Raw genomic sequence first — 22,099 nt, 5'->3', positions numbered from 1 at the left:
GGGTTTGGCGCTTCTACGAGATCGACAGGTAAGGGGGTGTGGGAGTGGCCTTGAACCCGGGCTGGCAGAAATACTATTCGGAAAAGAGGGTAACTGCAGAGGAAGCTATTCTCCGCAGTCTGGGTGATGGGTACAGAGTCTACATAAGTCCCGGTTGTGCAGAACCTCAACATCTTGTCAGGGCTCTCTTCTCACTCATAGGACGCTACCGGGATGTGGAAATCATTCAGAACCTTTCTCTGGGTTCCGTCCCGGAAGACTGGTTTCCCTACCTGGGGCACTGCCGCCTCAAAACATTCTTTGTGGGGCCGCGTACACGCCGGGCCGTCAACGTGGGACAGGCCGACTACATTCCGGCTCATTTCTCGACAATACCCAACTTTTTTAAACCCGGGGGTCCCTTTCCTCTCGATTTATGCCTTATTCAGGTAAGCCCTCCGGATTCCCACGGATTTTGCTCCCTCGGAATATCGGTCGAAATAACCAAAACGGCCGTACAGCACTCCAGAATTGTTATAGCTCAGGTAAATGAAAAGATGCCGAGAACCCTGGGGGATACCTTTATCCACGTTACGGAAATTGATTGGTTTGTAGAGCACACGGAGGACCTTATCGAAGTAAAGGAGTTCCCCGTGGGCCCCATACTTGAACGGATAGGTAAGTACACTGCCAGGCTCGTCGAAGACGGGGCAACGATTCAGACGGGAATAGGTCGGATAACCAATTCCATTCTAAGATACCTGGTCGATAAAAAGGACTTAGGGCTTCATGCGGAAATGATGACCGATGCTCATAGAGCCCTTATCATGCAAGATGTGATTACCGGGCGAAGAAAGACCATCCATAAAGGAAAGGCCGTCGTAAGTTTCTGTATAGGAACGAAAGAACTTTATGAATTCGTTCACAACAACCCGATAGTTGAGTTTCACAGCACCGAATATGTGAATAACATCAGGGTAATAGACCAGCACGAACAGATGGTGGCCATTAACGCCGCACTGGAAGTGGACATAACCGGTCAGGTTTGTGCCGATTCAATCGGGCACAAGATCTACAGCGGTATAGGCGGGTACGTGGATTTCATGGTAGGGGCTTCTCGGGCAAAAAACGGCAAAACCATCATTCTGGTGCCCTCTACAAGCCCGGATGGGAAAAAATCCCGAATTGTTACGCATCTTACGGAAGGCGCCGGAGTGGTAACTCCGAGAAGTACGGTACAGTTTGTGGTGAGTGAATTTGGTGTGGCCAGCCTTTTCGGGAGGGCAATAAGAGAACGGGCTATTGCACTCATAAACATCGCTCATCCCAAGTTCAGAGAACGTCTGCTCGACGAAGCTAAAAGGGTAAGATATGTGTACCAGGATCAGATACTGCCCCCGGTATATGAACCGCTTTATCCGGGCCAGTGGGAGACCTATCAGATTTTCCCCGGAAACCTTACGGTCTTTTTCAGGCCGATAAAACCCACCGACGAAAGGGCTTTGCAGGAATTTTTCTATTCTCTGCCAGACCAGGACATTTACTACCGTTTTCTGTCGGCCATGAAGGTATTCCCTCACAGAAACATTCAGGCCATGTGCAACATAGATTATGAGCACGAAATGGCAATAGTGGGGGTGTTGGGCGATGTGGGAAATGAGACTATAATAGCCCTCGGAAGATACATCCTGGATCAGAAGACCAACATGGCCGAAGTGGACTTTGCCGTACGAGCAGAATACCAGCGAAGAGGCATAGGAACATTTCTCTTGCATTATTTGTGCGAAATTGCAAAAAGTAAAAAAATTGACGGTTTTTGCGCTTACGTGCTGGCATCCAATAGGCGGATGTTAAATGTTTTTCACAAGGTAGGTTATGTTATCCACAGCCATCTTGAAGAAGGAATCTATGAAATCTGGTTTAGATTTGACGAACCGGCTCAAGTATGCGTCATGGATTGAAGGAGATCGCTCCGATTTGATAGACCCCAGAATGCTGGCTTTTGACATCGACGGGGTCGTAGCGGACACCATGGCTATTTTTGTCGAATTGGTAAGAGAGCGTTTGGGACTACGGGGGTTTTCCAAGGAACACCTCTCGCAGTACAATCTCCATGAATGCGTGCCTGCTCCTGCAGAGGCAATTGACGAAATCCTTTGTCTGACCTTGAGCGATGAGTACACGGCCAGAATTCCTCCCTGTCCGGGGGCTCAAGAGGTCCTGGGAAAACTTGGGCGTTTCGTCCCATTAAGATTTGTAACGGCCAGGATATGGCCGGATTCAATTATGGAGTGGCTTAGAAGACTTCTCTCCGATGTGGACCCTGAAAACATACAGGTCACTGCAACGGGAGACCCGGCCGTAAAGGCCGAGGTCCTGAGGAAAATGGGAATTAAGGCCTTTGTGGAGGATAGACCCGATACATGCTGTTCCCTCAAAGAACAGGGCTTCCATGTGATCATTTTCGATCAGCCCTGGAACCGGCATACCAGGGGTTTCCCTAGAATCAGGGACCTTCGTCAGCTGGAATGCCGTATTGACTGGAGTGTTCTGGAAAAAGCTTAAAAGGAGCCAGCAGGTGAACACGGATCGAGGTTCCACACCGGTTCAAATAAGAGCACAGAGGGACGGCCGTTTTGTTTTCATACTCGACCCTTCCATGCCTTTTCAGATGATTCTCCGGCACCTGGAAAAGAAACACAGGAGTTCCAATAACTTTTTCAAGTCGGCCAGTGTGGTCCTGGATCTGGGGCTCAGGCCCTTCAGGGTGGATGAAGTCAAGGCCATCAGAGACATGCTGCGCAAAGATTGGAATGCCCAGATAGTTGAGTTGCGGCTGGGACACAACCTGGAATCCTTCTTTGACTGGGTGTCTCAGCAACTGGATATTCCCATCAAGCAGATTCCCGTTGAAGAGCAAGGGCTTGAACCGGTTATAATAAGGCATACCTGCAGATCGGGAATGAGAATTGAGGCACCCGTTGACTGTATCATACTGGGCGATGTCAATCCCGGAGCCGAAGTTATCGCAGGCCGTGATATAATCATTTTCGGAGTTCTTCGGGGAATGGCCCATGCCGGCGCTATGGGAAACCGAAATGCCAAAATATGGGCGCTATCGATTGAACCCAATCAAATTCGAATAGCCGACCTCGTGGCCGTGCCCCCTCATGGAGACCGCCACGCACCGAAGCGGTATGAGGTGGCGGAAATTAGGGATGATAGAATAGAGGTGATAACGTACTGAGCGAGGTGAATATGGCCGGTATAACCTTAGTAGTTACTTCTGGCAAAGGCGGAGTGGGCAAAACCACTACCGTTGCCAATCTCGGGACGGCTCTGGCCCTGAGGGGCAGATCCGTTGTGATGATCGATGCCGACATAGGCCTGAGGAACCTCGATGTGGTCATGGGGCTGGAAAATCGCATAGTTTATAATCTCGTGGACGTCATCGAGGGACGGTGCAGGCTGGAACAGGCCATGATAAGAGACAGGAAGGTAACTTCCCTGTTCCTGATCCCCGCCGCACAGACAAGAGAAAAGGATGCCGTACACCCGGAACAGATGAAAGAACTCTGCGCAAAACTGGAGCAGGAGTTTGACTATATCCTGGTGGATTGTCCCGCAGGTATAGAAAGGGGCTTCAGAAACGCAATCGCCGGGGCTCAAAAGGCGCTGGTTGTGACGACTCCGGAAGTTTCGGCAATTCGTGATGCAGATCGTGTAATAGGCCTGCTTGAGGCGGAAATGATGAAGGACATTCATCTGATAATAAACAGGCTCAATCACAAAATGGTCAGGCGAGGAGACATGATGTCCACAGAGGACATCTGCTCCCTACTGGCTGTGCCTCTTATAGGAGTGGTGCCTGAAAGCGAGGAAGTCGTAATATCCACCAACAGAGGTGTCCCTCTGGTTCACAATAACCGAAGTCAAATAGCCGAAGCATTCCGGCGAATCGCTGCGAGAATCGAAGGAGAAGAGGTACCGGTTCCTCTCGACAACGATCAGGGCGAAGGATTGTTGAGCAAGTTCAAAAGGCTGTTGTGGAGTTCCTGAGGAGGAGGGGAATATGTTTGACACTATTCGACGCTTTTTTGGAGAAAAAAAGAGCGGTGAGGTGGCCAAGAAAAGAATGCAGATAGTGCTACTCCACGACCGCCTTAGCATCGCACCGGAAGTGCTCGACGAGATAAAAAACGAAATTCTAAAGGTACTCAGCCGCTACATGGAAATAGACGACCGAACCATAAAGGTAAGCATAGAACAATGCGAACACTACGCCGCTCTCGTGTCTAACGTACATGTAAAAAGGGTTTACCGGCACGCACAGCAATCAACAACAGGATCGGCATAAAAAAGGGGGTAACTGAAGCGAAATGGCCGTTTCGGTATTCATAGCTGCAACTCTAAGACGCTACTATCCGGACTATGATCCGCTTAAGGGAATATCGATAGAAGTCCCCGAAGGGGCAAGTGTGGAGGAACTTCTGAAGTTACTTGGGATTCCGTCATCGGAAGTAAAAATTATCATGGTCGACGGAACCCATGCCCGCACGGACACCCGATTGAAAGGAAACGAACGGGTTGCCCTTTTTCCTGCAGTTGGAGGCGGTTAGGGAATTGAGCTCAGCCACCTATCTACGGCCCTCTGAAGGATCTCGTAATATTTCTGGTTTCCTCCAAGACCGGTGCGCCCAAAAAAGTAGTTTATTTCCAGAAAGAGTGGATTCCTTCGCTCCAAGTCCTTTTGGGAAAAGATTATATCGAATCCGGCAAGGTTAATTCCCGTTCTTCTGACCAGATAGCTCACCAGGTTGTATGCGCTGATTACCTCACGGCGATCGGCCGGGTATTCTATCCTGCTACCACAGGCCAGGTTGTACCGGAATTCGGTCTCCGATCTCCCCACCCGCCAGTAACAAAAAAATTCATGTCCGACGACAACCACTCTTAGATCCCGACCTTCGGCTTCAACATAGTCCTGAACCAAAAAACCGGGCCAGCCCGCCCTTTCCATACGGTAAAGTTCTTCCAGAATCTTATCTGCATCATCAGGTGATTTGAGGAGATACACATTGCTACCCTCCCCTCCCCAGGACGACTTGACGACGACCGGGTATTCAAGACCCCTCCAGAACCATTTCGGGCACAGCGAAAGTGAACCGAAAATTCGGCTTTTCGGATGAGGCACTCCCAAAAGCCTGAAAAGACGTATCTGGCCCGTCTTGCCCGGATATAAGAACCTGGCGCGGTAATCCGGAAAAACGTTGGGGCAATACCTCAGGGCCGTAAAATACAATTCCGGTCGACAGCCCTGAGGTAATATCACAGCTTTTGCGCGTCTTAACCAGTAAATATCTTCTTCACCAATGGATCTGTCTGCAAGGATGAGATTCACATCTCCTTCGATGACCGGATGATAAGATACGACAACACTACGGCGTACAGTCATGGAGCACAGGAAATCAATCTCTGTCCTTGCCGGCAATAAACACCTGGGGATTTACATTTCCCGACTGCTCACCACCACATTCCGGAATATAACAGGTTACATCAACGAACTCACATTTCTCTTTACAAGACGGACATGAGTCAGGTGCGACGTCGGCATCAATCAGGTAATTGCACTTGGTACATTTCCATTTAGGCATACCTTTCTCCTTTCACTTCGAGACCAGTTCTTTCAATCTTGCTATGATATTACTAATCATTACCCACTAGGGCAAGTAACGGTAACAGGAGAAAACTAACTTAAAGACCGCAGCCGATCGATAATCCTTCGCTCTATTTCACGGTAGAGCTTCTCGTCGTAAAGCTTCTGGCCTTCCGAATCGGTGACGTAAAAGACATCTGCAACCTGAGCTCCGGGAGTACTTATCTTGGCAAGCTGGATGGATATTCCAAGTTTGTACAGTTCGTCGGTTATGGCATACAAAACGCCGGGTCGATCCCATGTGTAAACCTCGACAATGGTAAAGAAGTCAGAGGAACTTTCGTCAACCAAAACCCGATCAGGCCGTTTTGGGACAAACTCCGTCTTAATGAAACGAGAGGGCTTTCGAGACTCAATAAGGTGCTGAAGATAGGCTTCATCCAATATAGCCTTCTGGAGATCGTCTCTTATAGTAGAAAAAATACGCTCCGGATTAACGGGGTCGGCGACCCTGTTCACGGTGATTATGTCAACGGCAATACCGTTGCTTCTGGTATAGATATCGGCAGAGAGAACGTTGACACCGTGGGCCCATAGAACCCCGGCAATTATCGAAAAGAGTCCTCTGCGATCACCGGTTACCACGTTGATCTCCCATAAGGTGGAGTCAACAAGCGTGGATCTTCCATCGTCATCGGAAAATTCCTCTGCAGGCATGGGATGATTGGATGTACGGGCATCAAAGACCACTCCACGGGTTTTCAAAAATTCCCGTTCCATAAAATAGTGCCGCAATATTCTTTCGGGAGGCTGAGAAGCCAGATACCGGTACGACAGTTCATTAAGCCAGCGAGAGATCTCCTGCCTCTGATGTTCCTCACAAAGGGCAAGCACCGTATCTTTTTTCACCTTGATTCTTTCCGCAATGTCCTCCGTCCAGTCTTTCTGCGTTAGCAGGCGTTTTACCTTGCCGTAGAGATCGCTCAGGAGGGCCGCTTTCCAGGCATTCCATGCATGAGGGCCTGTAGCCCTTGAGTCTGCTATCGTAAGCAAATAGAGAAGGTCAAGGCGCCTTAGGCTCCCGATGGTGGCCGCACAATTTGCCACCGGTTTTTCGTCCTCCAGATCCCGTTTGAGGGCCGTCTCCGCCATAAGCAGATGATGCTTGACGAGAAAAACCAGATCCTCAAGCTCCGACTCCTCCAGGTTCATCCGCTCCCCAATCTGCCTCACCATTTCAGCACCTCGAAGTGCATGTCCTTTTCCCTTACCTTTGCCTATGTCGTGAAGCAGGCCGGCAAGATAAAGAACTTTTCTATCCCCTGACGGCAGGTCGTACTCGGTAGCAAGATGGTAAAGCTCCCTGACGGTCCTCAATAGATGCTCATCCACGGTGTAAACGTGATATGCGTCATATTGAACACGATAACGGACGCCGGAAAACTCCGGTATAAACCTGCTTAATAATCCCGTTTCCATCATGATCTTCAGCGCTTCGAAACCATGTCTTTCGCAGGTGAGAACATCAAAAAAACCATCAACCCACCGTGGATCGCTCAACGCACTTCCATCAACCAGATGAAGGTTTTCCCTTACAAGCTTCCCCACCTCATGGTGAAAGTGAAGCCCTCTCGACGCCATAAGGGCGAACAGCTTCATGAGAAGATAGGGCTCATCGTGAACGAACCCGGGATCGACGAAACGGATATGATCTCTTTCGACCACGAAACACCCGTCAATTACCCTGGCTTTATCCGATTTTTTCCTTTTTTCGGGCTCAATCGACCACTCCACCCGTTCCAGAAAAAAACGGAGTACCCGCCTTACACGGGCTGTATGCCTGTAAAGCTCCTGCATGAATTGTTCGACGCGGCCGTGTTCGGCATGAAAACCGTCTCCAACCCCTTTAAAATTCGGATCTCTCCACAGATCGGCAACCTCTTTCTGCTCTGCCAGCGAAAGGCGATCCTGATGTTTTCTGGCTACCCGGTGAAGGCAGAGCCGGACTTTCCATAAGAAATTCTCGGCATCAAGTAACCACTGCAGTTCGTCAGATGACAGAAACCCTTCCGGAAGCCTCTTAATGTCCTTTTCTCTGCCGAAGACAACCGATGTCCACAATATTGCATGAATGTCCCTGAGTCCTCCAGGGCCCTCCTTTATGTCAGGTTCGAGCACGTAGGAACTGTCTCCGAAACGGGCATACCGTCCACTTATGTGTTCTTTAAGCCTTTTCAGAAAAGCCCGTCTGGCCCTTAAGGTGCGAAAATTTTCGAAAAGTGCATTCTTCCATCGCAAATAGAGCTCCCTACTTCCGGCTATGAAACAGGAAGTAAGGTGGCTGGTTAGAACCGAGAAGTCTTCTCGAGCCAGTTTCAGAAGTGAGTTAACGGAAGCCGTGTTATGACCTAATTCAAAACCGGCATCCCACATTCCGTATGTGAGGTCCCTGAGATATTCGTGGAAGATCCTTCCAAGCTTCCTCCGATAGATAAAAAGTATATCCACGTCCGAGAAAAAACTCATTTCGCCTCTTCCCAGCCCTCCGACGCCGACAACCGCCCAGGAACCGGAATGCTCCATTGTTTCAAAATAATCGTGTAGAAGACTTCGAACCTGCCGGGCATACCTGAGGGCGTCGCTTTTCCCGGAAACCCCACACTGAAGCTCTTCCCGAAAACAAGCCCGAATACGGCTGAGCTGATCGACGACCTGAAGGGAAGAAGGACGACTTTTACAGTGCATTCTCACCCCACTCACCCGTGCGAATGCGTACACACTCTTCAATGGGCAGCACGAAAATCTTCCCATCCCCTATTTTGCCGGTCCTGGCCGACTCTCTTATTGCCTCAACAACCTCTCTAACCTGATCATCCGTACAGGCCACTTCAATACGAACCTTGGGCAGAAAATCCACAACATATTCGGCCCCACGATAAATTTCCGTCCGACCTTTTTGCCGACCAAAACCCTTAACCTCCGTTATGGTCATGCCTTTTACGCCGACTTCCGTTAAACGCTCTTTAACGTCGTCCAGCTTGAAGGGTTTAATGACCGCAATCACCATCTTCATGACGAATGTCCTCCTGAGTGTCCTGGTTTATAACCATGAGCTATCGGAATGCGTCGTCCGATCCCAAAGGCTTTCGTCGTGACCTTCAGAACCGGCGGGGCCTGTCTCCTCTTGTATTCATTTCGTTCAACCATTCTGATTATCTCATGAACCGTTGCTTCGTCATAACCAAGAGAGACTATTTCACGCAGGGATTTATTTTCTTCCAGATAGAGCTCAAGGACGGCGTCGAGGAGTTCATAGGGCGGTAAGGTATCCTGATCCCGCTGATTGGGGCGCAACTCTGCCGAAGGCGGTTTTGTTATCACCCGCTCCGGAATCCAGCCGAATTTTTCTTTTAACCTCCTGGCTATCGCATAAACAAAGGTTTTGGGAACATCGCCGAGAACTGCAAGACCGCCGTTCATGTCACCGTAGAGGGTACAATAACCCACTGCAAGCTCCGACTTATTGCCCGTACTCAGCAAAAGCCGCCCAAGTTTGTTAGATATGGCCATGAGCACCAGCCCGCGGAGCCGAGCCTGCACGTTTTCCTCCGTAACGTCGGGAGAAAGCCCGGAAAACACCTCGGCCATGGATGACACGACGGCCTCGTAAAGACCCGTTATAGGGATTACCGCCCAGTCTATCCCGAGCCTCCTGGCAACTTCGTAAGCATCTTCCAGGCTCTCCTTTGAACTGTAAGGACCAGGCAGTCCAACACCCATTACCTTCTCACGACCTATGCTCATTGCCGCAATACAGGCAGTTACGGCAGAATCCACACCGCCGCTCATACCGATCACGGCCCTGTCAAAGCCGCACTTACGCATGTAGTCCCTCAGTCCCAAACACAAAGCATCTATTACCTCGTCAACATCGTCATCGTGGGCGTCCCGGAAATCCCCCATGAGGTTTGCCGTGTTAAAAACCACGAGATCTTCCTCGAAAGAACGGGCCTGTACCACTATATCACCGTAAGGAAGGCAGACCATGCTCCGCCCCTGAAAGATCAGCTCATCGTTTCCACCAACCTGATTGACAAAAACGACGGGTGCGTTAACCTCCCGGGCAACACTCTTCAGAAGGGGTATCATAACGTTTTTCATCTTTCCGTGATAATAGGGCGAAGCCGCAATGTTTATAAGAACGTCCACTCCTATTGTTTTTAAATCGACTACCGGGTCACAGGGATAATAGCGCCGCGGTAAAATTCCATCTCTATTCCAAATATCTTCACATATCGTCAGTCCCAGACGAACTCCACGCCACTCTGCATAGCCCGGTTCCTTACCCGGCTCGAAATACCTTTCTTCGTCGAAAACATCATAAAAAGGAAGAAGCCTTTTATTAACCAGGGCAATTAAACGGCCGTTCTGAAAGAAAAGAAGGGAATTGTGATAACACTTACCCTCCTTTGCTTCATTTTTACTAACGGCACCGGCAATAAGGCCAATCCCCTCACTCATGCGCTCAAGCGCATCCCACCACCGTATGCTTTCCTCAACAAAAGCCGGTCTGTCCAGAAGATCCAGCGGCGGGTAGCCTATAAATGAAAGTTCGGGAAAAATGATCAGATCACAGCCCTTGGTTTTGGCCAGATCGACCATTCGACTCATCTTTTCGATATTTCCCCGAAAATCTCCTATCAAAGGATTTATCTGTCCCATCGCCACACGCATAGGCCATTCCTCTGCCGTTGAATTGGGTTGTTTGCTATGATCGGATTTTATATGATGCAACGGGCGTAAAAAGACAAGGAAAGATAACCCCGGGAGTCCTGATATGGGAGCGATTACGTGCACTCACCACCACGGGGGTCATCACGTCAGCACAGATGAGGCAACCAGAAACAAAAAGCGCTTACTCGTTGCAATGTTTATTAACCTGGTGATTCCCGTTCTTCAGATAGCGGGCGGGCTTTACGCCGGAAGTATGGCCCTGGTCGCCGACGCCACACATAACCTCAGTGACTTTGCGTCGCTGATAATCTCTTACGTAGCCCTGATAATTGCATCCAGAGGAGCAAGCGCAACACATACTTTTGGCTTCAAAAGAGCTGAAGTCCTTGCGGCCTGTGCAAACGTCATTCTGCTCCTGCTGGCCTGCACTTTCATAGTAAAGGAAGCCTTTGAACGATTCATGCAAGGCGGCGTCGTGCTTGGTTCTCTGGTAATCTGGCTGGCTCTTCTCGGAATTGTCGGAAACGGATTATCGGCCTGGATTCTCAGCAGAGGTGCCGAAGGCAACATTAACATCAGAGGAGCCTTTCTCCACATGGTTGCGGACATGCTCACCTCTGTGGGAGTTCTGATCGTGGGCCTGACAATTACAATCCGACCCTGGTTCTGGCTCGACCCTTTAATATCTCTGGTTATCGTCATTTTCATTTTGCGGAACTGCTGGCAAATTCTCAAAGAATCGATTCAGGTCCTCATGGATGCCGTGCCGTTACACATAGACCTTAAAGAAGTAAAGAGGGCTATAGAAAACGTCCCGGGCGTGATAAGTGCCCATTACCTTCATGCCTGGTCGATAAGTCCCGGTGTGACGGCCTTTTCATGCCATGTTGTAGTTCCCGATACCAGAATAAGTGAGCTTCGAGAGACCAAAGAGCGCATTGAGAATATGCTGGCATCAAGGTTCGCCATTAACCACCCGGTATTGCAGTTTGAAGCGGAAGAGTGCGGAAATGGAAGTCTTCTCTGCGAACTTTCCTGCACCTCTGCGCCCGGAAACCCGGATGAACTCGAAAACGAGGAGCCCAAATCGCCGAGGAGTAAAGGGTTTCGTATATTCGGAACCCTTATGAGGATCGCCTTTGGGGGAGTATTCGTATGGGCGTCCTATGATAAGATCCTTAATCCCAGGGAATTTGCAGAGGTGGTTTACAACTACATGATACTTCCTGATGAATTTATCAACATCGTGGCAATCATACTTCCCTGGATTGAGCTCTTTACAGGGTTGAGCCTCATTTTCGGCATCTTCACGAGAGGCAGTTTGCTGATTTCCATTGCCCTTCTGATCGTTTTCACGGGGGCGATTGTAGCCAACATAATCCGCGGGATCGATATAAGCTGTGGGTGTTTCACGACCGACCAGAGTGAGGCATCACAATTAGAAATGTGGCTCGATGTGTTGCGGGACATTGGCCTCATAATATGGGCCGGCTGGCTTTTCCGCCAGGCTTGTCTCGCAAAAGAAATGCCAAAAGAATCTGCTCGAGGGAAAAGTGATAATTAGGAAAAGCTTCCTGGCCCTGATTGTTTATGATAGCATAAAACCGGCGTGAGTGCCGGGCTAAAAGGCGAAATAGCAGGAGGAGACAGTGAAGAGAATCTTAAAATTATCCGGTTTTATATCCATCGTGGGGGCAGTTGTTTTTTCGCTTCTTCCGGTCTGCCTTGCGGCCCAATCGGCAAAGTCGGTCGCCGTGAGCCGTTTCGTAATGCAGGCGCCGGAGGACATGTCCTACCTGCAAAGGGGTGTACAGAATCTACTTGTTTCGCGGCTAACCCTCCCGGGAAAGACCGTTGCCCTACCACTGGATGAGGTTGTTAAACTTCCTGTAACCCCGGGTCTGGAACTGGATGAGACCTCCAGATCTGAACTGAAATCGCGACTGGGAACAGATTATCTTCTGGTAGGAAGCATAACAGGTATAGGAAAATCTGTCAGCATTGATGGATGGCTCTACAATCTGACAGCAGGCGGTCCTCCACAAAAATACACCGCTCAGGGACTCAGTCTGGACGACGTCATTCCCCAGATAAACTTGATGGCTTCCAATATAACCTCCGCAATATCGGGCCTTGCAACGGCAGGTCAAAACAATGCTGCAATAGCCCAGGCAGCAGCAGAATCACAAAAACCAGCATCGCCTCTTGACGTACTGATAAATCCGCTCCTGGAAGGGCAAAACATTTCCTACCTTAATCCTAACTTTATAGAGATTACCCCCGAAGAAGTGTTACAGAATCTCGGTGTCTGGAGAAGTCAGACATTAAGAGAGGGGATCCTGGGAATGGATGTAGGTGATCTGAACGGAGATGGCAGGCAGGAAATAGTTACGGCAAGTTATGAACGGGTATCGGTCTTCGTACGCCAGGGTGCCGGGCTGAAGACCATTGCAACCCACGAAGCCTCCAAAATGCAACGTTTCATCTGGTGCTCCCTTAAGGATGTGGACGGAGACGGAGCCGCTGAGATCATCGTATCGGCCATGAAGAAGAAGAATCTGACGGTAGGAGGCATGTACGACTCAATGGCTCAGGCTCTGTCTGAATTCAGCACGCCATCTTCCCTGATCCTTAAATGGGACGGAGGAAACCTGGTTGAGCTTGAAAAAGACATCCCTTACTTTCTAAACGTTCTGGATTTAGAAGGCGAAAGGATACTCCTCGGCCAGAAGGCTAACCCCCATGGGGGATTTGACGACAAAATCTATGAGATGCAGTGGCAGAATGACAGGCTGAACCCTTCAAGGACCATCGATGTTCCGACAAAGTACTGTAATGTATTTAACTTTACCATGGTGGACGTTGACTCAAACGGTTCTAAAGAGTACGTGGTTATATTGCCGGACAACAGGCTGGCAATTGTCGGATCAAACGGTCAACTGATGTGGAAAAGCCGCCACAGATTTGGAGCAACTACGAACTACATCCTGGGAAAGGTGTCCGACGCAAGATATAATGCCATTGACTATTATTACATTCCAACACCCATAATCGTTACCGATTTGAACGGAGACGGCATAAAGGAAATTGTTGCTAATCGTTCACCGGACTACAGCAGATTTTTGCCTGCGGGCTTTAAATACTACGAAAGCGGTCAGGTCGTTTCTCTTTCCTGGGATCAGGTAGGACTTATCGAAAACTGGGCGACCAGGGAATTGGGCGGCATGGTTACCAGCATTCGTCTGGCCGACACGGATTCGAATGGTGTCCCCGAGCTTCTTGTTTCCGTTGTTCTCGGTAAAGACCTCGTCGCGATCTGGAAAACCGAGACGGTGATGTTTGCCTACGACCTTAACCTGAAGAAGGCAAAGAGATAATCCCATTGCCCTTCAGGTGCTTCGTGATTAACTTAAAGACCTAAAAAAACTTCTGGGAGGAAACGGGATGAAGGAAAAGGTCGAAAAGGTGCTTGAGAAAATCAGACCTATGCTTCAAAGAGACGGTGGCAATGTGGAACTGGTGGACGTGGAAGGGTCAACCGTCAAGGTTCGCCTCACCGGTGCGTGCCACGGCTGTCCCATGAGTCAGATGACTCTTAAGTCGGGCATTGAGCGAATCATCAAGCAGGAGGTCCCCGAGGTTACCGAGGTCGTTGCCGTATGAATTCAACCCTGTTGACAACATAAAGGGTGCGAGTTATATAGGTTAATGTCGTGACGCGGGGTGGAGCAGTCAGGTAGCTCGTCGGGCTCATAACCCGAAGGTCGGAGGTTCAAATCCTCCCCCCGCTACCAGGGAAGTTAAGGACTTAGCGTTGAGGGCTAAGTCCTTTTCGTTTTTGATTCAGGATGGTTCTGTGTGGCAATTATCCACCTTTTTTGGAAGATGCCAGGATCCAGGGGTTGTTGCTGTAGCCGTAGCACCTCGCACACAGCCGATCGTTGCTTAGAGCCTTTCTTTCCGATTCTTCTGACCCTTTTCAGTACGGTCATAACTGTCTGTCGGGTTGGCATCTCTTTTTTGCATTGCTCAAGGATTGATTGGGCTTTCCCAGGAGAGAACCAAGGAGGCGGACACACCTGCCGGAATGGATAAAATGGGTTGAGATGAACCCAGTTTTCTTGACCTTTCGTGAATGTGGGCCTTCTCCCTCGGGTTTTTCGGAAAACACCCGGGCTTTTTGCGCCGTTCACGGACATGCATCTTGGCGAGCCTGGCATAAGCCCGACTTAAGCAAGGAGGATAAAGATGATGGTCAGGAACTGTTTCAGAAAGTGGGTGCTTCCTTGGGCCTGCCTGCTTTCGGTTATTTTTGTCTCAGGAGCCCGTGCAGATCATGATCACTCCAAAAAACAAAGATTCTTCGAGCGGGAGATCGAAGAAAAAGGGCTTTTTCAAGAGGAGGACCACGGAAACGAAGCAACCGGAGAAACGGCGGCTTGGCTTTTTGCCATTGCCAACATCCCTGCCGTCTTGGCACTCACCGCCAGGCACATGTTGAAGCGTAGCCGATCCAGTACGTCGCGCAAGAAATGGGCGGATTTTTATACCTTCAATAGAAGGCGCCTGATGCCGATTCACTACGTGGGAAATCTTTCGGCGCTGGGTATTGCCCTATGGCATTTCGTGCTCTCACGGTGTAGGTCCACCAGCTTGCCCGAATGGGCCCTCGCTCTTCTCCTGGGATTTGCTCTGCTCGGACTCTTGATGAAGTTCCGACTGGGTTTTCCGTCCCTCATCAAGACCGCTCGAACCCTGCACACGAGTCCGGCGGTGGTTGTGATCCTCTTCATGCTACTTTGGGTGGGCCACCAGATGTTGGATTGATCCAACTCATGCGTGGCTTCAGGGAACTGAAACCACAATGGATCTGAAGCAAGTATTCCTCTGGGTGGTAGGTGGAATCGTGGTGATCGAAATCTGTGAACACTTTCTTTTCCCTCTTTTCTGGTATTGGAAGATGAGGTCTCGGCGTTCTTTAGTGGGGCTGAATTCCTATGTGGGAAAGGAGGCCCGCGTTTTGACGTGGGCGGGCAACCGCGGAACCATCCTGGTTGACGGAGAAATCTGGAAGGCAGAAAGCACCGAGGCCTGTAGCCCGAACGACAGGGTTCGAATCACGGCGGCGCTATCTCTCACCCTTTTCGTCTCTCCGATCCGGAAGGCAAGCGCACCAAACGATGTAGCCACCGACATTTGAGGCCAGCTACAGTGAAATTTTCCGCTCTCACGAGTCTCACGAGGGATGTTCTATCGGGCATATCCGCGCTTGTCAGGCCTCCTAGACCGCTTATTGACTCAGTTTCCCTTTCCGAAGGGGCAGTGGGCGTAAGTGACCCTATAGTTAGTTCCAGCAGATGCTTTAGATCCAATCGTTTTTGACGGAACAGAAGGCGGGCATGTCACCTTCTCTCCATTTACCACACGTGAACCCGAACAATTATTACATTAGGCTTGCCTAACTCGGCATTGTAGATATACGACTCCAGAACGGGTGTCAAGGATAAAATGTGTTTAGGCATTGCTAAGTATATTGTGGGTCGCGAGAATGCCCGGGCCAGCCTGATTCCTGCAACTTCAAACAAAGGATACGGACCTCTGTCTCGTCGCCGAATGCAATCAAAAAAGTGTGGTATTAAGTGCGGATATTGATTATCATTCACGACCCGGTGCACTGCTACAATCAAATCCAATAACGGAGGAGGGAACTTCATGTACAGTATTTCCTTTGACGACCAAGATATGATTATCAGAGTTCCCAAAGAGATGGTGGAACCCTATTCCCTTGCCCGATTCCTCGGTGATATCGCTACCAGAGCTCTCACAAAAGAAACATCTTTCGCCGAAGTTTCGGAAGTCATCAAAAGGCAAAAGCGATTAGACGAACTCCCAAAAGGGATAGAACTTCTCAGAAATCCGGATTTTAACAAAAGTACCGCTTTTACCGAAAAGGAACGAGATATTCTTGGCATACGGGGACTCCTCCCGCCTAAAGTGCACACAATCCAGGAACAGATGATGAGAGTACTTGAAAACCTGCGAAGGAAGCCAAACGACCTGGAAAAATACATTTTTATGATCAGTCTGCAGGATAGAAACAAAACCCTATTTTATCGAGTCCTTCTCGAGAATATAGAAGAACTTATGCCCATAGTATATACTCCAACGGTCGGACAGGCCTGTCTGGAATACGGCCACATCTTCAGAAGGCCCAGGGGCATTTTTATAACGCCCCAGGACAAAGGCCGCATAGTAAACATACTCAGAAACTGGCCTCACAAGTGCATCCGGATCATAGTGGTTACCGACGGAGAACGAATCCTGGGGCTGGGAGACCTGGGAGCAGATGGTATGGGTATTCCTGTTGGAAAGCTCGCCCTCTACACGGCCTGCGCAGGCATACACCATTCCCTAAGCCTACCAATAACCCTGGATGTGGGAACGGACAACGAAGCCCTGCTCAACGATCCACTTTACATCGGGATAAGGCAGAAAAGGCTCAGAGGCCCTGAATATGATGCCCTCCTTGACGAGTTTGTAGCGGCCGTTAATCACGTCTTCCCCGGAGCTCTTATCCAGTTTGAAGATTTCGGAAACAAGAATGCCTTCCGGCTTCTGAACAAATACAGAGACAAGGTTTGTTGCTTTAACGACGACATACAGGGCACGGCCGCCGTTACTCTGGCAGGTCTATACTCTGCTTTGAGAATCACGGGTGGAGCTTTGAAGGATCAAAGGATTCTCTTCCTGGGTGCCGGCGAAGCAGGGCTTGGAACCGGGGAACTTATTGTATCCGCCCTGGTAGCCGAAGGCGTCGCCGAGGAGGAAGCAAGAAGGTGTTGCTGGTTTGTTGATTCAAAGGGGCTAATAGTGTCGAGTCGAGAAGATCTAACGGAGCATAAACGCAGGTTTGCCCATGATCATCCCTTCGCTCCAGATCTGCTTTCGGCCGTAGAGCTCATAAAACCCACCGCCTTAATCGGAGTTTCGGGAAGGCCGGGAATGTTCACTCCCGAAATACTGGCTACCATGGCCCGCATAAACGAAAGACCCATAATCTTTGCTCTTTCGAACCCGACTTCCAATTCCGAGTGCACTGCCGAAGAAGCTTATCGTTATACCGACGGAAGAGCCATCTTTGCCAGCGGTAGCCCCTTTGAACCGGTAGAATGGCAGGATAAAAAATTTTATCCCGCTCAGGGCAATAACGTTTACATATTCCCGGGTGTAGGGCTTGGAGTTATTGCATCGTGGTCAAGGCTGGTACCGGATGAAATGTTCTACGTTGCCGCCAAAACGCTTGCGCAGATGGTAGATAAGAGCGATCTCGAAAAAGGCCGTATCTACCCGCCCCTCACCAGAATCAGAGACGTGTCGCTCAGAATTGCCGTATCCGTTGCCGAAGTTGCTTATCGACGAGGGTTGGCCAACCTTCCAGAACCAGAGGACCTTGAGGCCCATATTCGTTCACTTATGTACTACCCTGATTACGAAGAATACGTATAGTTACAGAAACGTACGCGAAAAACCCTGCCCGCCCTTCCATCTGCGGGCAGGGTTTTTCGTCTGCAAGGTTCACTTCAGGTGCGCAACGATCTTATTTTTCATTTCCTCCATCTGACCTTCCGGATAGGGAGTTCCGGGCCAACTGGTCAGAAAGCCGTCACCTTCATACCGGGGAATCAGGTGAATATGGAAGTGATCGATCAATTGACCGGCAGAACGAAAATTGTTCTGTAGCACGTTGAGCCCTTCGCAACCGGTAGCAGACCTAATAGCTCTGGCAACCCTGGCGGCAACAACGGCACACTTCGCCAGGACATCATCGTCGATGTCGAAAATTGTAGCAGCGTGTTTCTTGGGAACGACAAGAGAGTGGCCGGGATTTATCGGATTTATGTCCAGAAAGCTTATAACCAGATCATCCTCGTACAGCTTTGCAGAAGGAATTTTGCCTTCAACGATCTGGCAGAAAATACAGGATCCTGCACCCATAGCGTTGCCCTCCATCTGTTGTGAGCTTATATTGTTATCCGTTCAATCTTCATCAATGGCTATGGAATTTTCCCGGCACAGTCAAGATCATTAAGGAGACGCATTATGGAAATCCTTGCAATCTACGGTTCTCCACGACCCAACGGAAATTCCGATATTATGCTCGACCATTTTCTTAAAGGGGCAGAAAAAGAAGGTGCAATGGTAGAAAAAATTTACGTCAGGAAACTGAAAATTCACGGATGTATAGGCTGTGGACACTGTGACGAGAAAGGATACTGTTTTCGCAAAGACGACATGGAAATGCTCTACAGACCTCTGGCTACCTATCCCCGTATTGTGGTTTCCAGCCCGAACTATTTTTACGGCCTTCCCGGTCAGCTAAAATGCCTGATCGACCGCACTCAGGCACTCTTCATGGCACAACGTCTGCCCGCCGACAAAGACCTGCCCTATCGCCCATTGCCTCTTGAAGGCCGCAAGGGTTTTTTCCTGGGAGTCGGTGCCACAAAAGGAGCACGATTGTTTGATTGCTGCCGTCTTACGATAAAATACTTCTTCGATGCAATTAACGTTGAATATTCAGGAGACATCTGCCAGCGAGGCGTGGACGACAGGGGTGCCATCAGAAATTTTCCCGAAGTATTGCAACGGTGTGAGGAGCTGGGGAGATCATTTGCTTTGTGAAATTCAACGTACTTCCAGGGTTGATTCTCCCAGGAGAGAAAATCTCAACCATTTCAGACCGAACGTCAGAAGGGCCTCATTGTCGTTAAGGCACCTTTCCCTCTCGGCACCGTCGATTATGAAGACCCGGTCAAGCTTTCCCGATTCCATCATTTTTCTGAGAACGTCCAGATCGTATGTAAGGGTATAGACGAATTGCTGTTGAGCCGGCGACAGCCCTCTGCTAAGGGATTTGTGCATCACAGTTCTGGTCCACTCATCGTTAAAACGAAGGTAGCGACCGAGCCCCTGGTCCTCAAGCCACTCCTCCACAGTCCAGGATCGGGATTCCTGAAAACCCCTGCAATGATCTTCCCTGATCACATAAAAACTTTCGATCAATGTTTGATGAACCCCGTGGAACCTGGTTGCTCTGGCAACCGGATAAATTCTACAGGCCGAGGGTCTGTGTTCGTAAACAGCGCAACCCTCCGGCTTCAGGAAAGGACAGAGCCGTTCATCGTCGTCTTTCATTCTCAAGTACAGCACGGGGAATCGAGCGGGTTCCCTGAACTCCAGGTCGGTGTATTCGTCAATGAAACTTCTGGAGGACAGGCCCAGGGCCTTCCTGAGGCGCAGCACATCATAAGGGGTCAGCAGGAGCCTCAGGTTCCGACAGCACTCGGTAAAACAGGGAACGTCAGGATGACAGGCAAAATTAAACCTTGCACCCCACTCCAGAGCTTCTAATTTTTCTTCCGGAACACCCTTACACTGCAAACTGCGAATATACACTCCTATACAACCTCACGCCAAACCGTAAAGTTCCTCCAACTGTCCCTTTATGTAACCGAAAGCAAGCTCCAGTAGCTTTTCATCATTGCTCATTGCTTCGTTGAATTCGGGCTCGGAAATCTCGTGAAGCTTTCTGAACTTCGGGTCCTTTACCATTTCCATGAATATGTCAAGGTCATAGGCAAGAAAAATCAGCTTGCCCAGCCCCGCATCCATTATTCCACCGGGCTTAAAACCGGCAGGCATTATCGATTGATAAAGGGCCTCCATGCGTTCGTAGGGCTCAATGCCCTGAGACGAAAGCCACTCTTTTAAGGTCCAGGATTGAGCTTCCTTTAAGCCAAAGCACTTATCGGCACCTGCAATGAGCCTGTAACTTCCCGGTTTCCTGGGGTTAATATCCAGAGGGTACATTCTGCATGCCCAGGGGCGATCATCGTAGATACGGCAACCTTCATCCGTCACAAGAAGGCAATTCAAAGTCTCGGGATCCATAAGAAGCTGAACAACCGGTACGTGCGTAACCTTTGCCAGAAATGAACGGGTGTAACGCGAAAGGAACTCAGAGGAGCCCATTCCAAGGGCTCTTCTCATTCTCAGCACGTCGTAAGGGGTTAGATAAATATTCACGTCACGACAACACCTGGTAAAACACGGAAGACCCTGGTGACAGGCAAAACATATCGAGTCACCGCCTTCAAGCACCAGTTCCTCTTTGCTTTCAACCATAATCTACCCTCTGCTAAGACCGGAATTTATTCGGACGTGTCAAGTAGATAGGCTTCGAAATCCCTGAACTGAGGGTGACCGAAAATGAACTTTTCGACCACCGCCAGAGCCTGAGGGTCTTTACAGACAAAGCAGGTTATATTACAGGACCTCTCACATACAGGGCAAACGTAATCCTCTTCAAGTTCCTGACCGCAAAAGCAATGAGGTTCCAGAACCAATTCACCTTCCTGCCATGACGCCAGAAAATAATCCCTTCCCTTTCTTCTGATCTCCTTCAGCTTAATCCTGATTGCTTCGGCCATTACTTTTACCTCGTATTCCGCAGGGTAAGCGGGGAACCGACGCCCTCCGCTTACCACTTAAAATAAACTCAGCCTTCAAGGGCTTCTGCAAGAATCTCGGAAAGCTCCGTTACCTGAAGCTGATCATCTTTTCCCATGGTTTTGCAGGCATCCATAAGCATATTCATGCAGTAAGGACAGGCGGTGGTAATCATATCGGCACCTTTGTCCAGGGCATCGGCAATCCTGAGCTCGCCAAATCGTTCTCCCATAGGCACTTCCGCCCAGATGCGCCCTCCACCGCCGGCGCAACAGAGGCTGAGCTCTCTGGCCCTGCTCAACTCAATCAGCTCAATCCCCTCAACGGAGTTCAACAGCCGTCTGGGCGCATCATATATTCCACTGTGACGTCCCAGGTAGCAGGGATCATGATAGGCAACCTTCAGCCGTTTCTCTACCGGAAAAGAAATAGCGCCGCTTTCCACAAGCTGTTCGAGCAATTCCGTGTAATGTACAACCTCCCATTCCCCTCCCAGGGCGGGGTACTCCTGAGTGAAGGTCCAGTAACAGTGAGGAGACGTCGTTATGATCTTTTTTACTCCCCTGGAGTTAAACAATTCAATATTAGAGGTCGCAAGCTTCTGGAAGAGTTCCTCATCACCCAGCTTTCTCATGCTCTCACCGCAACAGGACTCCTCAACCCCTATCACCCCGAAGGAAACCCCAGCATGCTTCAGGATCTTCACTATACTACGGGCTATTTTCGTACTCCGTGGATCATAGCAGGAATGGCAACAGACGAAGAGAAAATATTCCGTCTCGAGGCCGAAGGATGGAACATCCAGACCATCCTGCCATGCCGTTCTTTTCTCACGAGGTCCGGACCAGGGGTTGCCGTTGGCGTGAGCACTTCCCAGAATGGGTCTGAGGTTGGCGGGAGCCATTCCGGCCCCCACTATGCTGGCCCTCATCGATCTTACGTTATCAATTATCTTCACACCCCGGGGGCAATTGCTTTGACACATGCCGCAGGTTGAGCAGGCAAAAAGCACGATTTCGTCTTCGAAACCTTCCATGCCCATCTGTCCGAGCCTCAGCATCCGCCTGATGCTGAACTTTTCGCTTGTCTCACCCGGAACCAGTCTCCAGGGGCAAAGATTCGTACAAAGACCACACTGCATGCACCAGGTGATGGTCTCTGCCCCCATCTCTATAATGTAATCTCTCATTTCCTGAGATACGTATTTAGCTTCCATCGCCT

At 49.7% G+C, this 22,099-nt stretch carries 23 protein-coding genes and 1 tRNA gene; 14 read left to right on the top strand and 10 right to left on the bottom strand.

Going from position 1 to position 22,099, the window contains the following annotated elements:
- Positions 1-44 precede the first annotated feature (44 nt).
- The 6 genes from BM091_RS10835 to BM091_RS10810 are packed head-to-tail and all read left to right on the top strand — an operon-like array spanning position 45 to position 4,598.
- Positions 45-1,940 carry a bifunctional acetyl-CoA hydrolase/transferase family protein/GNAT family N-acetyltransferase gene (locus tag BM091_RS10835; RefSeq protein WP_093395747.1) on the top strand — a complete coding sequence of 632 codons (1,896 nt, stop codon included), beginning with the start codon at positions 45-47 and terminating at the stop codon, positions 1,938-1,940.
- Positions 1,888-2,544, top strand: a complete 657-nt coding sequence (locus tag BM091_RS10830) for a 5' nucleotidase, NT5C type (RefSeq protein ID WP_177193619.1) — start codon at positions 1,888-1,890, stop codon at positions 2,542-2,544. The genes BM091_RS10835 and BM091_RS10830 overlap by 53 nt, the downstream gene beginning before the upstream one ends.
- A gap of 13 nt (positions 2,545-2,557) precedes the next feature.
- A complete protein-coding gene (gene minC, locus BM091_RS10825) occupies positions 2,558-3,226 on the top strand; it encodes a septum site-determining protein MinC (RefSeq protein ID WP_093395744.1) in 669 nt (222 codons plus the stop codon).
- An 11-nt stretch (positions 3,227-3,237) separates the two neighbouring features.
- Positions 3,238-4,038 carry a septum site-determining protein MinD gene (gene minD / locus BM091_RS10820; RefSeq protein WP_093395742.1) on the top strand — a complete coding sequence of 267 codons (801 nt, stop codon included), beginning with the start codon at positions 3,238-3,240 and terminating at the stop codon, positions 4,036-4,038.
- Positions 4,039-4,051: 13 nt separating this feature from the next.
- A complete protein-coding gene (gene minE, locus BM091_RS10815; RefSeq protein WP_093395741.1) occupies positions 4,052-4,336 on the top strand; it encodes a cell division topological specificity factor MinE in 285 nt (94 codons plus the stop codon).
- Positions 4,337-4,358: 22 nt separating this feature from the next.
- The gene (locus tag BM091_RS10810) at positions 4,359-4,598 is read left to right on the top strand and encodes a MoaD/ThiS family protein (RefSeq protein ID WP_093395739.1); all 240 of its coding nucleotides are present in this window, start codon (positions 4,359-4,361) and stop codon (positions 4,596-4,598) included.
- Here the strand turns inward: BM091_RS10810 and BM091_RS10805 are convergent.
- From BM091_RS10805 to BM091_RS10785, 5 genes are all read right to left on the bottom strand, one after another.
- On the bottom strand, positions 4,595-5,434 hold the full coding sequence (locus BM091_RS10805; RefSeq protein WP_093395738.1) for an ATP-grasp domain-containing protein: 840 nt from the start codon (positions 5,432-5,434) through the stop codon (positions 4,595-4,597). The two genes, BM091_RS10810 and BM091_RS10805, sit on opposite strands and share 4 nt — an antisense overlap.
- 13 nt (positions 5,435-5,447) lie before the next feature.
- On the bottom strand, positions 5,448-5,633 hold the full coding sequence (locus BM091_RS10800) for a rubredoxin-like domain-containing protein (protein WP_093395736.1): 186 nt from the start codon (positions 5,631-5,633) through the stop codon (positions 5,448-5,450).
- 95 nt (positions 5,634-5,728) lie between these two features.
- Complete coding sequence (glnD, locus tag BM091_RS10795) at positions 5,729-8,380, bottom strand: [protein-PII] uridylyltransferase (RefSeq protein ID WP_177193618.1); 2,652 nt, start codon at positions 8,378-8,380, stop codon at positions 5,729-5,731.
- Entirely contained in the window at positions 8,370-8,708 is a 339-nt protein-coding gene (locus tag BM091_RS10790; protein ID WP_093395733.1) for a P-II family nitrogen regulator, read from the bottom strand. Before BM091_RS10790 ends, glnD begins: the two co-directional genes overlap by 11 nt.
- Positions 8,705-10,369 carry an NAD+ synthase gene (locus BM091_RS10785; protein WP_093395732.1) on the bottom strand — a complete coding sequence of 555 codons (1,665 nt, stop codon included), beginning with the start codon at positions 10,367-10,369 and terminating at the stop codon, positions 8,705-8,707. The genes BM091_RS10790 and BM091_RS10785 overlap by 4 nt, the downstream gene beginning before the upstream one ends.
- 103 nt (positions 10,370-10,472) lie before the next feature.
- Here BM091_RS10785 and BM091_RS10780 point away from each other — a divergent pair, with 103 nt between their 5' ends.
- The 7 genes from BM091_RS10780 (at position 10,473) to BM091_RS10750 (ending at position 17,875) form a co-directional block, all read left to right on the top strand.
- Entirely contained in the window at positions 10,473-11,933 is a 1,461-nt protein-coding gene (locus tag BM091_RS10780; RefSeq protein WP_093395730.1) for a cation diffusion facilitator family transporter, read from the top strand.
- 85 nt (positions 11,934-12,018) lie between these two features.
- On the top strand, positions 12,019-13,746 hold the full coding sequence (locus BM091_RS10775) for an FG-GAP repeat domain-containing protein (protein ID WP_093395729.1): 1,728 nt from the start codon (positions 12,019-12,021) through the stop codon (positions 13,744-13,746).
- 67 nt (positions 13,747-13,813) lie between these two features.
- Positions 13,814-14,032 carry a NifU family protein gene (locus tag BM091_RS10770; protein WP_093395727.1) on the top strand — a complete coding sequence of 73 codons (219 nt, stop codon included), beginning with the start codon at positions 13,814-13,816 and terminating at the stop codon, positions 14,030-14,032.
- Between the two features lie 54 nt (positions 14,033-14,086).
- Positions 14,087-14,163: transfer RNA gene (locus BM091_RS10765), tRNA-Met, on the top strand.
- A 454-nt stretch (positions 14,164-14,617) separates the two neighbouring features.
- The gene (locus BM091_RS10760; RefSeq protein ID WP_093395725.1) at positions 14,618-15,196 is read left to right on the top strand and encodes a hypothetical protein; all 579 of its coding nucleotides are present in this window, start codon (positions 14,618-14,620) and stop codon (positions 15,194-15,196) included.
- A gap of 37 nt (positions 15,197-15,233) precedes the next feature.
- A complete protein-coding gene (locus BM091_RS10755; protein WP_093395723.1) occupies positions 15,234-15,569 on the top strand; it encodes an NfeD family protein in 336 nt (111 codons plus the stop codon).
- A gap of 512 nt (positions 15,570-16,081) precedes the next feature.
- A complete protein-coding gene (locus tag BM091_RS10750; protein WP_093395721.1) occupies positions 16,082-17,875 on the top strand; it encodes an NAD-dependent malic enzyme in 1,794 nt (597 codons plus the stop codon).
- A gap of 69 nt (positions 17,876-17,944) precedes the next feature.
- Here the strand turns inward: BM091_RS10750 and BM091_RS10745 are convergent, their stop codons facing one another.
- Entirely contained in the window at positions 17,945-18,364 is a 420-nt protein-coding gene (locus BM091_RS10745) for an HIT family protein (protein ID WP_093395719.1), read from the bottom strand.
- A gap of 105 nt (positions 18,365-18,469) precedes the next feature.
- Between BM091_RS10745 and BM091_RS10740 the strand changes: the two genes are divergently transcribed.
- Complete coding sequence (locus BM091_RS10740) at positions 18,470-19,051, top strand: flavodoxin family protein (protein WP_093395717.1); 582 nt, start codon at positions 18,470-18,472, stop codon at positions 19,049-19,051.
- 3 nt (positions 19,052-19,054) lie between these two features.
- On the opposite strand, the gene BM091_RS10735 is transcribed toward BM091_RS10740, so the two are convergent.
- From BM091_RS10735 to BM091_RS10720, 4 genes are all read right to left on the bottom strand, one after another.
- A complete protein-coding gene (locus BM091_RS10735) occupies positions 19,055-19,810 on the bottom strand; it encodes a YkgJ family cysteine cluster protein (RefSeq protein WP_177193617.1) in 756 nt (251 codons plus the stop codon).
- Positions 19,811-19,837: 27 nt separating this feature from the next.
- Positions 19,838-20,554: a YkgJ family cysteine cluster protein gene (locus BM091_RS10730; RefSeq protein ID WP_093395713.1), complete on the bottom strand. Its 717-nt coding sequence runs from the start codon at positions 20,552-20,554 to the stop codon at positions 19,838-19,840.
- A gap of 26 nt (positions 20,555-20,580) precedes the next feature.
- Positions 20,581-20,859 carry a hypothetical protein gene (locus tag BM091_RS10725; RefSeq protein WP_093395711.1) on the bottom strand — a complete coding sequence of 93 codons (279 nt, stop codon included), beginning with the start codon at positions 20,857-20,859 and terminating at the stop codon, positions 20,581-20,583.
- A 68-nt stretch (positions 20,860-20,927) separates the two neighbouring features.
- Positions 20,928-22,094 carry a (Fe-S)-binding protein gene (locus BM091_RS10720; protein WP_093395709.1) on the bottom strand — a complete coding sequence of 389 codons (1,167 nt, stop codon included), beginning with the start codon at positions 22,092-22,094 and terminating at the stop codon, positions 20,928-20,930.
- Positions 22,095-22,099 lie beyond the last annotated feature (5 nt).

Source organism: Thermodesulforhabdus norvegica (assembly GCF_900114975.1).
GTDB lineage: Bacteria > Desulfobacterota > Syntrophobacteria > Syntrophobacterales > Thermodesulforhabdaceae > Thermodesulforhabdus > Thermodesulforhabdus norvegica.
This window is presented reverse-complemented; position numbering and strand designations above follow the sequence as displayed.